This window comes from Mesorhizobium sp. M0715, assembly GCF_040320355.1.
Taxonomy (GTDB): Bacteria; Pseudomonadota; Alphaproteobacteria; order Rhizobiales; family Rhizobiaceae; genus Mesorhizobium.
On record NZ_JAMYPL010000001.1, the window covers coordinates 298711 to 312090 of the forward strand.

Annotated in this window: 12 protein-coding genes; 3 read left to right on the top strand and 9 right to left on the bottom strand. The window is 61.4% G+C overall.

Annotation, left to right across the window (positions count from 1 at the left end):
* Positions 1-25: 25 nt before the first annotated feature.
* Positions 26-1198: a glycosyltransferase gene (locus NKI21_RS01380; protein WP_352439753.1), complete on the bottom strand. Its 1173-nt coding sequence runs from the start codon at positions 1196-1198 to the stop codon at positions 26-28.
* A 184-nt stretch (positions 1199-1382) separates the two neighbouring features.
* On the opposite strand from NKI21_RS01380, the gene NKI21_RS01385 reads away from it, so the two are divergent.
* Entirely contained in the window at positions 1383-2879 is a 1497-nt protein-coding gene (locus NKI21_RS01385; RefSeq protein ID WP_023811597.1) for a lipopolysaccharide biosynthesis protein, read from the top strand.
* Positions 2880-2931: 52 nt separating this feature from the next.
* A complete protein-coding gene (locus NKI21_RS01390) occupies positions 2932-3954 on the top strand; it encodes a phosphoribosyltransferase (RefSeq protein WP_352439754.1) in 1023 nt (340 codons plus the stop codon).
* A 142-nt stretch (positions 3955-4096) separates the two neighbouring features.
* On the opposite strand, the gene NKI21_RS01395 is transcribed toward NKI21_RS01390, so the two are convergent.
* The 8 genes from NKI21_RS01395 to NKI21_RS01430 all read right to left on the bottom strand — a co-directional run bounded on the left by NKI21_RS01395 (position 4097) and on the right by NKI21_RS01430 (position 12580).
* Positions 4097-5176, bottom strand: a complete 1080-nt coding sequence (locus NKI21_RS01395) for a glycosyltransferase (RefSeq protein ID WP_023811595.1) — start codon at positions 5174-5176, stop codon at positions 4097-4099.
* A 75-nt stretch (positions 5177-5251) separates the two neighbouring features.
* The gene (locus NKI21_RS01400) at positions 5252-5701 is read right to left on the bottom strand and encodes a hypothetical protein (protein WP_023811594.1); all 450 of its coding nucleotides are present in this window, start codon (positions 5699-5701) and stop codon (positions 5252-5254) included.
* Between the two features lie 13 nt (positions 5702-5714).
* Positions 5715-7157 (bottom strand): GMC oxidoreductase, encoded by a 1443-nt coding sequence (locus NKI21_RS01405; RefSeq protein WP_352439755.1) that lies wholly within the window; start codon positions 7155-7157, stop codon positions 5715-5717.
* Positions 7158-7249: 92 nt separating this feature from the next.
* Positions 7250-8581: a UDP-glucose dehydrogenase family protein gene (locus tag NKI21_RS01410; protein ID WP_352439756.1), complete on the bottom strand. Its 1332-nt coding sequence runs from the start codon at positions 8579-8581 to the stop codon at positions 7250-7252.
* A gap of 67 nt (positions 8582-8648) precedes the next feature.
* Positions 8649-9506 carry an endo-1,3-1,4-beta-glycanase ExoK gene (exoK, locus tag NKI21_RS01415; RefSeq protein ID WP_352439757.1) on the bottom strand — a complete coding sequence of 286 codons (858 nt, stop codon included), beginning with the start codon at positions 9504-9506 and terminating at the stop codon, positions 8649-8651.
* 148 nt (positions 9507-9654) lie between these two features.
* Entirely contained in the window at positions 9655-10050 is a 396-nt protein-coding gene (locus NKI21_RS01420) for a single stranded DNA-binding domain-containing protein (RefSeq protein ID WP_023811590.1), read from the bottom strand.
* A 281-nt stretch (positions 10051-10331) separates the two neighbouring features.
* Positions 10332-11354: a glycosyltransferase family 2 protein gene (locus tag NKI21_RS01425; RefSeq protein ID WP_023811589.1), complete on the bottom strand. Its 1023-nt coding sequence runs from the start codon at positions 11352-11354 to the stop codon at positions 10332-10334.
* Positions 11355-11449: 95 nt separating this feature from the next.
* Positions 11450-12580 carry a nucleotidyltransferase family protein gene (locus tag NKI21_RS01430; RefSeq protein WP_352439758.1) on the bottom strand — a complete coding sequence of 377 codons (1131 nt, stop codon included), beginning with the start codon at positions 12578-12580 and terminating at the stop codon, positions 11450-11452.
* 512 nt (positions 12581-13092) lie between these two features.
* Between NKI21_RS01430 and NKI21_RS01435 the strand changes: the two genes are divergently transcribed.
* Positions 13093-13245 carry a lasso peptide gene (locus NKI21_RS01435; RefSeq protein WP_013891488.1) on the top strand — a complete coding sequence of 51 codons (153 nt, stop codon included), beginning with the start codon at positions 13093-13095 and terminating at the stop codon, positions 13243-13245.
* Positions 13246-13380 lie beyond the last annotated feature (135 nt).

Sequence of the window (13380 nt, forward strand, 5' to 3'; positions counted from 1 at the left end):
TTGCCTCTGTCCATCCTTGGCCATCCTATGCCAATGCCTCGGCGGCAAAGGAGCCGGGCACGGCCGTCAGGCTGCGCAGCCGCTCGACAAGCGCCCGGCAATCGCTGCGATCGTAGCTCCAGGTCCTCGGATTGCGAGCCAGAACGCGCTCCTTCAGCCTGGCGAAGCGATGCTCTTCCATCTTGCCGAGCACGGCTTCGAGCGCTTCGGGCGACGCCTGCGGCAACAGCACGCCGATATCCTGCTGTTTGAGGAACCGCCCGGTCTCGGTGTTGCCCATCGAGATCGGCACCGCTCCGAAACGGCAGCCTTCGTAGAGCCGGTTGGGCAGAAGCCATTCGGAGTTCTGCCCCGCTTCGAAGAAATCGATCGCCCAGGAAAAATGGACATCGTTGTAGATCGCCGCCATGTCTTCCGGATTGCGGTAGGGCCCGAGAAACGACAGCCACGGCTCGGCTTCGACAAAGCCGTGAAAGTCACGGAATTCCGACAAAGCCGGACGTCCGCGCAGCACGATTTCAAAGCGGCCCTCCATGCGGCGGGAGAAATCGGCCAGCAGCTCGAGCGAGCGGCGGCAGCGCAGCGCACCGAACCAGCCGATCCGCCATGGCGGACCGGCCGGGCTCTCTTCAGCCTCCGGAGCGCCGGGCAAGATCGTCGCGGCCTCGAAATATTTGTTTTCGACCAGCTCGATGGGTGCCGCGACCTGGCCGAACGGCTTGAAATAATTGGCGATAAAGGCAGGAGAACTGGTCACCAGCAGCTTCACATCCCTGGCCAGAAAGCGTTCGGTGGCGCGCAGCGCCTTGCCCAGGACATCGTTGCGCAGCACAAGCCGATGAATGTCGAGGCACTCGTATACGATCGGGACCGATGCACCGAAGGCTGACCTGGCGCGGCGGGCAAGCGCCAGCATTTCCAGGTTGCGCGCGATGATGAGATCCGGTTTTGGCATGCCGCCAAGCTTCGAGCCTATCGAAACGGCTGCTTTGGCGACGGCCGCGAGGCGTTGGCCGAATCGCCCGTCACGCGTCGCGCCGAGGTCGATCGGCCGCAGTCCCTCGATATCCGCAATCGGATTCGCGGTGCGACGGAAGCCGGCCAAAGTGACCTGGGCCCCACCTGCCCTGAGCATCGTGATCCGCCGGCGCACCGCCGGGTCGGAAACGTCGTGCACAAGGTACAAGACATGCAGCATAAAAACTCGACCGCTGTTGGCCCACCCGAGGGAATGCTAGTACAGCTCTTGCTGCATCGCAACATTTTTGCTGCACGCATCGACGTTTTCTGTTGCACTGCAAAATTATTGCCGTAGTTTGTAGTCGGCGGCGGTCGTGGATTTCGGGCTCGGAAATCCACGTAAAAAATCAGGAATCCTGAATTTGGAAGCCAATGCATTCGATCCGCCAGAAGGCTCCTTGCGCAAATCGGTTGGGCGCGGCGCGGTTGTCACGGCCATGGCGCAATCGGTGCGGGTCGCGACACAGATCCTGTCCGTCATCGTGCTGTCGCGGTTATTGTCGCCACAGGATTTCGGTGTCGTGGCGATGTGCGCGCCGGTGCTTGCCTTTATCGCCCTGTTCCAGGATTTCGGCCTGACCCAGGCGACGATCCAGAAATCAGGCATCCGGCATGAGGAGGTGAACTACCTCTTCTGGATCAATGTCGCCGTCAGCGCTATCCTGGCTTGCGTGCTTGCGGGTGCGGCGCCGCTGGTTGCTGCCTTCTACGGCGAGCCGCGCGTGACGGGCCTGGTGGCTGCGTTCGGGCTGCAGATCATGGCCTATGGGCTGGGCGCCCAGCATCTGGCGCTCTTAACACGCCGCATGCAGTTCGGCCGGCTGGCCGTCATCGACGTCGCCAGCGCCATTGCCGGGCTTGCGGTGTCGATCGCCTGGACCTTTATCGATCGCTCCTATTGGGCCCTGTTTGCCGGTACGCTGACCGGTGCCGTGTTGCCGACGCTCTGCTATTGGGCGAGCTCGCGCTGGCGTCCGGGCCTGCCGCGCAAGGTCGCCGGCATCGGCGAGCTGATCAATTTCGGCGCCGGCATCACCGGCTTCAACTTCGCCAATTTCTTTGCCCGCAACCTCGACAATGTGCTGATCGGCAAATATTGGGGCGAGGCGCAACTCGGCCTCTATGACCGCGCCTACAAGCTGCTTCTGTTTCCGTTGAGCCAGATCACCAACCCGCTGTCGAAGGTGATGGTTCCGGCGCTTTCCAGGCTTAAGGACGAGCCGGATCGCTACCGCAGCGCCTATCTGCGCGTCATGCCGCTGATCCTTCTGGTGGCGCTTCCCGGCGTCGCCTTCGCCACCGCGATGTCGGATGTGCTGATCCCCTTCGTGCTCGGCGAGCAATGGCGCGCAAGCGCCTCGATTTTCCTGGCGCTCGGCTTTGCCGGGCTGCTGCAGCCGCTCAACAATCCGGCCGGGTGGCTTTTCGTCAGCCAGGGCCGCTCCGGCGATTTCATGCGCTGGGGCATCATAACGGCCGTGACGTCGGTGCTGGCTTTCATGCTCGGCCTGCCCTATGGCGCGCTGGGCGTGGCGATCGCCTATGCGATCAGCGAATATCTGCGGACGCCGTTCCTGTGGCTTTATGTCGGCAGGAGCGGGCCGCTGCAGGCGCACCATGTGCTTCGCGCGGCAACGCCGTTCGTGCTTGGCGCCCATCTGGCGCTGGCCGTGATCTGGTTCATCAAGCCCCTGCTGCCCCAGCAGCATGTCGTCGCCCTGGCCAGCGGCGCCGTGCTCTCCTACCTCATCACCATCGTCATCGCACTGGCATTCGCCTCCGGCCGCGAAGCCTTGCGCGAGGCCCTCAAGATGCTGCCGGCAAGGCTGCCTGCGGCGGCGGCGCGCGAAGCGCAATAATTTGGGCGTCTTCGACTGCTACGGACATCTCCTCCAGGACCAGGTCTGAACCATGCACTACCGATCGATCTCCGATATGAACGACGCCATCGTCAGGGGCCTGCACCGGCTGCCGCGCGATATCGACCTCGTGGTCGGTGTGCCGAGAAGCGGCGTTTTGGCAGCGACGCTGGTCAGCCTTGCCGCGAACATCCCGATGACCGATCTCGACAGCTTCCTGGAAGGGCGGATCTATACGTCTGGCGTCACCAAGCGCCGTGCCGCTCTCGACCGCAAGGTTTCCGAGATGCGCAAGGTGCTGGTGATCGACGACAGCGTCGCCGGCGGCAACGCCATGCGCGACGCACGCGCCCGCATCCAGGCTTCGGGCATCGAGGCGGAGTTCACCTTTGCCGCCGTGTTCGGCCTTGAGCCCCAGCACCAGGAAACCGACCTCGTCTTCGAAGTCGTGCCGCATCCGCGCATGTTCCAGTGGAACTTCATGCATCATAAATTCCTGGCGCAATGCTGCGTCGATATTGACGGCGTGCTGTGCCTCGATCCGACAGAGGCGGAAAACGACGACGGCCCGGCCTATGAGAAATTCCTCAGCGAAGCGCGGCCGCTCCATGTCGCGACCCACAGGATCGGCTGGCTGGTCACCAGCCGGCTGGAGAAATACCGCGCGCTCACCGAGGCATGGCTCGCCAAGCATGAGATCAAATACGACCAGTTGATCATGCTCGATCTGCCGAGCAAGGCGGAACGGCAACGGCTCGGCGCGCATGGCAGTTTCAAGGCCGACTTCTACCGCAAGTCCGATGCCATCCTGTTCATCGAGAGCGAGCACGAACAGGCGCTGAGGATCACCGAACTGTCAGGCAAGCCGGTGCTGTGCGTCGAAACGCATATGGTCAGCTTTCCCAACACGCTGTCGCTGCCGGCACTTGGTCAGGCGGCCAGGAACCTGCCGGCAAGGCTGCGGCAGATCAAGTCGCAAGAGGGCCGCAAGAGCGCTGCCAAGACCATTGCCCGCGCCCTGCTTGGCGCCCGCGGCTACGAGACGCTGAAAAGCCGGGTCAAACGCCCGGCCTGACCTGCTCAGGCGGCGCCGTTAGGGCAATTCCAGGAAAAGTGTGAACGGTTTTCCCGGGAAAAGCGCATAGCGCTTTCCCTTGGGAATTGATCAAAACAAAGAGTTAGAGGAGTTCGCCGTTTCCGTGACACGGCGAACTCCTCTAGGCCGCCTGTCGCGCGCGTTGCTGCATCGCCCTGTCCAGTATCGAGAAGAAGGTGATGAACTGGCGATCGGGATCGAGTTCCGGGCGCCCGGCGAAGCTGCGGGCGAGGCTTGAAAGCCGGTCATATTCCTGGTTGTCGTTCCACAGCCGCCTGACGGCCGCGACCCAATCGGCCAGCGGAGCATCGTAATCCAGCACCACGCCACCGGAGCCGACAGCCTCGGGCAGACCGCCGCGCCGCGAGCCGACAACCGGGATTCCGCTGCAATGGGCCTCCGAAGCGACGCGGCCCCACGCCTCTTCCCACTTGCTGGGAGCAAGCAGGATCTTCGTGCGGCCATAGACCGTCTTCATGTCGCTGGTGCGGCTCTCCAGGACGACATTGCCCAAGGGAGCGATCGTCTGTTCGATCCGCGCCCGGTGATCGTCGTCGAGCTTCCAGCTTTCGACGAACAGGAAGGGGATTTCGCGGCAGGCGCCGGCGATCCGCACCGCGAGTTCAAACCCCTTTTCCTCATAAGGGTTGATCAGCGTGACGAACTGGCCCGTCGTTGGCGTCGAGTAGTGCGCCGGGTTGATGGTGGGCGGGATTACCACCGCCTCGATGCCGAACTCCTGTCTGTAGGTACGTGCGGTGAAGTCCGAATTGGCGATGTAAAGCGCTGAATGCAATTCGCGCAGATCGCCGCCCAATTCATGGAACTCGACATTGCGGAGATAAACGACCAGAGGCACGCCCTCCGCCTGCAGCGCCTTGCCGATCGGAACCGATTTGTGACACTGGACCACGGCGACATCGGGTTTCAGCCTGTCGACGGCATAGCCCGCCGCTTCCCAGGGAAACCAGGCCCGCACCACCGGATAGCCGGGATAGCTGTCGACAACCGCCGGCTGCCGCAACAGCTTCATCTTGGCGCGCGCCTTGAAGCCGAAGACACCGTCACCGAACAGGGCGGCGAGCACAGCGGCTTCATGACCGTGCTCGATCAGCTGTTCGGCCAGATGATGCGTGCTCGACTGAACGCCGCCACTGAACTCGGGCGGGTAGCCGTTGCCGCCTGCAAAGAGAACTTTCATGATCGGGCTCCTTGTCGCATCTCGTATTCCTTGCTCGGAGACAACAGGCAAAGTCCGCCGCCTCTCTTTTCGACGTCAGGCAAGTTTCGGCGGCTCCAGATTGGCGAAGGGATTGGTACAGGATTGCCAGCCGGTAAATCGGATCGGGTCGTTGGGCGAACTGCGCCAGGCGTAGTCCGTCAGCATATGGAATTCGGCGACGACCCAGCGGTCGAAATGCAGCAGATCTTCCCGCTTCCGCTGGGGCAGCAAGCGGCGCGCGGCCCCCAGTTTGAGCTCCTCCACCAAGGTGACGGCGTCACTCAGTTTTTCGCTCGGAAAGTTCCATGGATTCCTGTCGCGGAACGCCAGCACGAACTGCTGCAGATGCTCTATGCGGATGTTCAACTTGCCAAGGTATTTTTCCAGCGTGACGCGCACCAGATCCTCGTCCGAGAACGAGGAAACGGCGGCGTAGGCGACCCCTGTCGAAACCACTCCGCCAGCCATGACGGCCAGGGCCGAGCGTCTGGAAATCTCGATCATGCGATACCTCCTTTCACGCGATCCGGCTCGCCGCCCGCAAGGACAGCGCTGCCGCGGTCAGGCTCGGGTTGGCGCAGGAGCAGCTCGGATAGGTGCTGGTGCCGACGACGACCAGATTTCTGAGCTGGTGGTGGATCATGCCGCTGTCGATGACCGAATCGGCTGGGCCCGTACCCATCCTCAGCGTGCCCTGGACGTGCGATTCGGTCGGCCGGATGCCGCGATCGAAGAGCTTTTCGACCGGCAGCGGCGCCAGAAGGCCAGGCAATTTCTCCAGAGCGCGCGCCATGCCCTTCACCGCATAGTCCGATGGCGCCTTGAAGCTGACGAAGGCATTCTCATCCTCGTCCAGCGTGACGAAGTTCTCGGGATCGAGCAAGTCCTCGGTGACCACGACAAGCGGCAGCGCCTGGCGTAGCCGCCCTTTTTCGGCACGCAGTCCGTGCTGCCAGCGGTTCTCGAAATAGACCAGTGCCGCCGCATGCTCCGATCGGTGAGGACCATCATAGAGGCCGAAATTCAGGCCTGTTGTGATGGTGCTGCCGTCGAAATTGTCGACGCCGTCGAGATAGACCTCGAAATTCCAGCCGTAGGATTCGTGCAGGCCGCTGCCGACAAATTCGCCGCCCAGGCCGGATCGCAGCATGATCGCCGCGCTCTGGATGGCATTGGCGCCGAGAATGAAGAGATCGCCGCTGACCTGGTATTCCTTGCCGTCATGGCTGAACGTGACCGAACGGACAGCGCCGCCGACGTGATCGAGCCGGCGCACTTCCGCACCGAGGCAGACCGAAACGTCGGGATGCTCGAAGACGTGCATCAAGCCGTTGTTGACGGTGAATTTGGCGTCGACCGGACACAGCCAGCAACGCAGATTGGCACAGCACGAGGTGCGTTGCGATGTCGGCAGCCGCGCCCGCGCGGTTGGCATGACGAAGTGCTGGCCGGGCTGCGCCGCCTTCATCATCCTGTCCGGTGTCGACATGCGATGCGGCGGTTGCGGAAACGGCTTCGAGCGGGGCAGCATCGCCGCCATGTCGGGATCGCCGGAGATCGACATGATGTCTTCCGCGTCGCAATAGAACGGCTCGACGTCGTCATAGCTGATCGGCCAGTCATTGCCGATGCCGTAGGTGCTTTTCAGCCGGAAATCATTGGGATGAAATCTTGGCGTCTGCGCGAACCAGCAGTTCGTCCCGCCACCCAGTCCGATCGTGTAGTTCCACGGCTTGTTGGAATTGGTCTTGTAGGTCGTCTCGTCTTCGATGTCGGTGTTGACGTTCTGCTCGAGCTGCCATTCATGGGTGTTGTGGCGTCCCCACTCCAGCACCAGAATGCGCGCCTTTCGGCGCTTGGCGAACTCATGCAGGAAGAAGGCCGAACCGAAGCCGGAGCCGATCGCAACGAGATCGAAATGGTCCTTGGTGATTTGCCCCGGCTTTACGTCCAGCACCATCGGCTACAACTCCACACAGAAATACGCGCTCAGTCCCAGCGCCCGCAGGCCATGTGCGGACCGGTCTTGCATCCGTCTGCCAGGACCTGGTCTCATGCCGCCATTCTGCCGATCGAGTGATATTCGATGCCGTGGCGGGCGATGACCTTGGGGTCATAGAGGTTGCGGCCGTCGAAGATGACCGGCGTAATCAGCGCATCCTTTACCGCATCGAAGGAGGGCGCACGGAAGCTCTTCCATTCCGTGGCGATCAGCAGCGCATCGGCGCCGCGCAGCGCCGCCTCCTTGGTGCCGCACAGAAGCAGGTCGTCGCGCAGCCCGTAGATGGACTGGCATTCCTGCATCGCCTCGGGATCATAGGCCTGCACATTGGCGCCGGCCTTCCAGAGCGCTTCCATCAGGACGCGCGCCGGCGCCTCACGCATGTCGTCGGTGTTGGGCTTGAAGGCCAGGCCCCAGAGCGCAAAGGTCTTGCCTTTGAGGTTGCCCTTGAAATAGCGGTCCACCTTGTCGAAGAGAACCGATTTCTGTGCGTTGTTGCGCTCCTCGACGGCGCGCAGCAGCTTGGCGTCGAACTTGACGCCTTCGGCGGTCTTGATCAGCGCCCGCACGTCCTTGGGGAAGCACGAGCCGCCATAACCCAGACCCGGATAGATGAAATGGTAGCCGATGCGGGGATCGCTGCCGATGCCCTTGCGGACCTCCTCGATGTCGGCGCCGAGCTGTTCGGCCAAATTGGCCATCTCGTTCATGAAGCTGATCTTGGTCGCCAGCATGCAGTTGGCGGCATATTTGGTGAATTCGGCGCTGCGCACGTCCATCACGATCATCTTCTCGTGGTTGCGGTTGAACGGCGCGTAGAGTTCGCGCATCACAGCCTCGGTGTCCTCGCTGTCGGTGCCGACGATGATGCGGTCCGGCTTCATGCAGTCGGCGACCGCGGACCCCTCCTTGAGGAACTCGGGATTCGAAGCGACATCGAAAGCCAGGTCCTCGCGGCCTCTTTTCTTCAACGTGTCGGCGATCCTAGCTTTCACCTTTTCGCAGGTGCCGACCGGCACCGTAGACTTGCCGACGACGATCTTGGGTTTGTCCATTTCGCGGCCGATGGTCTCGGCGACGGCCAGCACATATTTGAGGTCGGCCGAGCCGTCCTCGCCCGGCGGCGTGCCGACCGCGATCATCTGGATCTCGCCATGCCTGACCGCGGCGGCGGCATCGGTGGTGAACTTGATGCGGCCGGCAGCATGGTTTTCCTTAACGAGGTTTTCCAAACCGGGTTCGAAAATGGGAACCAGGCCCTGGTTGAGCCGCTCGACCTTGGCGGCGTCGATGTCGACGCACACGACCTGGTGCCCGACTTCGGCAAGGACCGCAGCCTGCACGAGGCCGACATAGCCAATTCCAAACACCGTCAAATTCATTCGGTTTCATTCCCATGCAAGGCAGCGGACCGTTTTCGGTCCCGCCGGTTCAAATCGACTTTCCCAACTACTTTACACTGCATGCCAGCGATTCCGGAAATTGACAGGGTTCGCCGAGCGCCGTGAAGGCAACCCGCTCGATCTGCAGGGAAAGCTTGCGGCCCGGATCCGCGAACGCTCCCATCCAACCCTTCATCGTATCGCTGCCCCAAAAGCTGAAGAATATCTTCTGTGCATGGCTGGGCAGCTTCGCCGGGTCGGTAATCGTGTTTACCAGCTGGCCGTTGACGTACCATCGCAAGCTGTCCTTCTGCCAGACGAAGGCGTAGTCGTTGAAGGCGTTCTCCGTGCCGCCCGGCACGTCGACGAGCTTCTCGTTCTTGCCCTTGCCCGCGATATAGGCATTGACCTGCACCTTGGAGGTGTCCTTGGTCAGGACCTCGAAGTCGATCTCGTCCCAGGGCTGCTTGTCGCTGGGACCGATATAGGTGAAGAACGCCGCGTTGAGGCCGGAGCCGGTATCGGTCTTCAGCCGTGCCTCATAGGTGCCGTAGCCGAAGCGCTGCTTGGTCTGGATCTCGCCGCAGACGTAGTCGCGATCCTTCAGCGTCTGCTTTTCGAAGCCGAGCGACAGCACATTATTCGACAGTTCGACCATGCCTTTCGACCAGGTGCAATTCTGATGGCTGCCGTTGTTCCAGCCGTCGGAAACATACCAGCGCGCACGATCGAAGCTTTTGAAATCATCGACGAAGGACGGCGATGTCGGAATGTCCTGGGCGTAGGAAGGGGTTGCCAGGAAACCAGCGAGAGCAGCCAGCAGCAAGGCACCGAGCGACCCCAGCCGCCGCCGGGCGGCTTGCCCGGCCCGATATGAGAGAGACGGTGCGTCAATTGCTGTCGTAGGTTTCGGATTCGAATTCATACCAAACTCACCTTTGCGCTGTGTGTCCCCAACCCAAAGTCGACGTTCGAACCGCTCCTGAACGGGCCAACCTTGACCTCCCTTGTGACCCTCTCGATTGCTTCCCGCCCTGCATCAAATCTGTTGCAACAGTTCCGAGCCTTCACGTTCAACCTCTGCCTGCGCCTGCCGGCCAGGCGAATTCCGCCGAGGTGGCCGAATCGGCATTCTCGTCGAAGACCATATCCAGCGAATGACGGAGCTCTTTCATCATGCCGTCCTGGCGCGACAGCGCCGCGATGCGGCGTTCGCAATTCAGGATCGACTGTGTCAGTGCGCTGACTTCCGAAGACCGCTTGTCGGAAGCTGAGCCGTTTTCCATGGCTTCGACCAGGAAGGCGGCGTTGGTCGACGTTGTCCGGTAGCGATTCTCAAGCCCGGTTCTCTCGGCCTCGATCTCGGCCGCAATCTGCTCGAACAGCTTTGCCAGACGATCAAGACGTGAAACATCGGCCTGCCGGTCGCGGGCCGGATCCCTTGATCTGAAACCGAATATCGAGGCCATGGACTCAGTTCCTGTCATCGCCGGCTTGTGGGCCGGGCTTCTGGCCGATCCCCGCAGCCGGGGCTCAAAAACTCGTGTTGCGTTGTCCTGCTCCGGAGAGACATCAGACCAATCCGATCGGGGGCCAGTTCGGCTGGTCGTCCACTATGCTGCACCGCAACATAGACTGCCATCGTCGGAGCCGCGAGGCAACCACCCAATTCGTAAACTCATAAATCCGGCCGAAATGGTTTCCGTGATGACGTGCCGCGAGGACAAATTGCAAGCACCGGGGTCCGCTCTCAGCGTTCCTTGCCCATGCTGGTTCCGGCCATCAGAAAACGCCGCGGCGGGACATGTTTTTGGCTGGACATAAGGCCGACGCGACGAAACAGCGCCTCGAGCTTGTCGGAAGCCACGCCCTGGACGATGGGGACGAGGTTGGACAGGCTGGCGAAAGCGTAAGCCGCAGCCGATGCCAGCCCCCGCTCAGCCTTGACGTCAAGGAAATTGCGCAGCCGATATTTGTCGCGCACGTGCCGTTCATGCCGCCTTAGCACCGCCTTCGAGCCTTCTGGCAGACTGTCTATCGCCAGCAGCGCCAGATCCGCATCGGCCAAACGCTTCAGGTCCTGGGTCTTGTGGCGGCCGCTCAGAGAATCGGCGCGGACGACGGCGCCGTAGCCGCAGGAGCGAATGACCTTGAACCGTGCCCCGCATGCGACCGCGCGGGCGTAGAGTTCATAGTCCTCGCCCAGCCGCAGGCTCTCGTCGTAGCTCAACCCGTGGCGGTCGAGGAAGGCACGGCTGATCACCGGCTTCAAAAAGCCCAGTTCGCCCCTCTGCACGCGGCGCCTGGAGATGTTGCCTTCGACGAAGCGCTCGAAATCGAGGAATTCCGGATCGGCGGCAAATTGCGGCGCGACGATTTTCGTCGCGTCGCCCGTCGCATCATCCCTGATCAGCATGATGTTGTCGGCTGCGAAATCCCAATCGGCGCCGGCAAACAGGTTGCGAAACCGGCCTTCGAGGAAGAAATCGTCGGCATCAAGAATGCTGATGAACGGCGATTTCGAGCCGGCGATGGCTGCGTTGCGGGCAAAGGAGGGGCCGCGATTGACATCGAGGCGCATCACGGAGAGCCGCCCGCTGCCATCATCGGCGGATCGTGCGACATCGGCGGTGTGGTCGGTGGAGGCATCATCGACAACGACGACCTCCGCCACTTCCGGTTCGCGCAACGCGGATGCGATGGCGACGGCGATTGTCGCTGCGGCGTTTTTTGCCGCGATGATCACGCAGACCTCGGATTTCGTCATCGACATGGATTTGCCTCTCGTACAGGTAATATCGATTTGCCCTCGCCCCGTACTCCTTCGATGCCCTACAGAATTGCCATCAGCACCCGATTTGCCTTCATTCAGCGACTCCCCGGCCGCTCGAAGATACGGCGGCTGATATCGGCGGACGCCGCCCAGCCGGCTTCGGCCAGATAGCGGACCGGCGCGCGGCCGCACAGTTCCCACAGCACCGTTCGCCGCTGTGGCCACCGGAGCGACGGCAGCCACGGCGCGATGACCATGCTGAGCAGATCCTCATTGCCGATGCGCGACAGGATCCTGGTCGCGCGCTGCGACAGCAGCGTGCCAGCACCGCCGAGTAGCACATCGGCGGCGCGCAGGCCAAGCAGCAGCGTGTCGTCCAAACCTTGCACGGTTGCGGCATCGAGCAAACGCTGCTGATCCGCCTCGTCGAGCCGGCCGGCGCTGGCGCCGATATCACAGACGTAACCCGCGCAGGGTTCCCGGTTGAAAAGTGCCTTGGCAACGCTGATGCAGGACAAAAGCAAAGTATCGGCAACCGAGGTGAACGGCACCGTCGCGCCGGCGATTTCGACCTGTCGTTTGCGCCGCAGGAACCCGTCCGCGTCGCGCGGGCTTGGCGAGCCGGGCTGCTGGAGGCGGTAGTGGAGATCTACCGTGGACGACCTCGGCCCGTCGTCCCGGGTCATGTGCTGTTCGCCGAGGAAGCGGAGCCACCAGACGGAGTTCGACTTGCCTGATACCTCATAACCGATCTTGCGAAGGGCATCACGCGCCCTGACAAATCCGAGCGGCGAAACCAGAATGTCGACATCGCCGGACGGCTTCATGAAGTGGTCGTCGTAGAGAAGCTGCTGCTGGAACGGACCCTTCAGAAAAACAAAATCGATCTCGCTGGCGCGCAGCACATCATGGACCGCCATGGAATCCATGATGCAGGACGCGTTCATCGAAACCGTTCTCCTGCGGTAGGTGTCGAGCCATCGGAAAAGCTCAGGCGGCCTCTCAAGCGCGGGTGCGCGCGAAAGGGCCTTGAGGACAAAGGTGGCGACCTTGTTCAGCCTGGCGATGTCGGCAATTTTGGCACCGTCCAGATCACGCATCGAAATGTCGCCCGCGCCCGCGCGCAGCCCGGCGAAATACAATCGCAGGCAGGCCTGCACATAGGCCACCTCGTCGGCAGAGCCGGCGGCGCGCAATCGTTCGTATGAGCCGTCAGGCAAGGCCATTTAGCGCACAATCTCCAAAGAAAGCGGTTTGCGCGAACACTTATGCTGCATGTGCGAAGCAAACATCACCAAAAACCTCGGTGCCGTAAAGCCTTTCCTTTTGCAGTGCGAATTTTTGCAACCGAAGCGCCTATCGAGATCGCGTCGGAAAGAAGTGAGAACCGCGGCTGAAATATCCTTGTCAGGTTTTAGCCGATCCCCGGGCGAATTTTCCAAACAGAAGATTCTTTCCATTAGCGAGGCCTAAAAATAGGCACAAAGCAAACGACTTATGCAAGCAAAATCATGTGCTTAAAGAATCAGCGCGGGCGCTGCCATCGTGCCCAAGGAATCGGCTAAAAAGTGACAAGTTTTAGGCATGGCCGCTCATGTCCTGACGCCAGCAACGTAATTGATTAACGGAAGGTAAAACAGTCTTGACTCATAAATGCTGCCGTGCAGCTATTGCATTGCAGCATAAAAGTGCTGACGGCACTCGACAGGCCGTTTCCAGTCCTAAATCGGAGAGTAAAATGGAACAGAATGTTGAAAAGCATGAATACGAGACACCAAGCCTGACGGTTCATGGTTCGATTGAGACCATCACCCAGGGTGGCGGCGGCAACACGGCGATCGACGCATCGTTCCCCGCGCACACGCCGATCGGCGACCTGACGTTCTCCTGAGACTTATAGCCGTTTCCAGAGTGACATTTTTGGACTCTGGATTCAAAAACAGACGTAAGAGGGGTCGGGGGGCCAGCCTCCCGACTTCTCCTGCGCCAACCGGAGATGTCGAAGCGTTTTGTCAGTGAGGTGCGG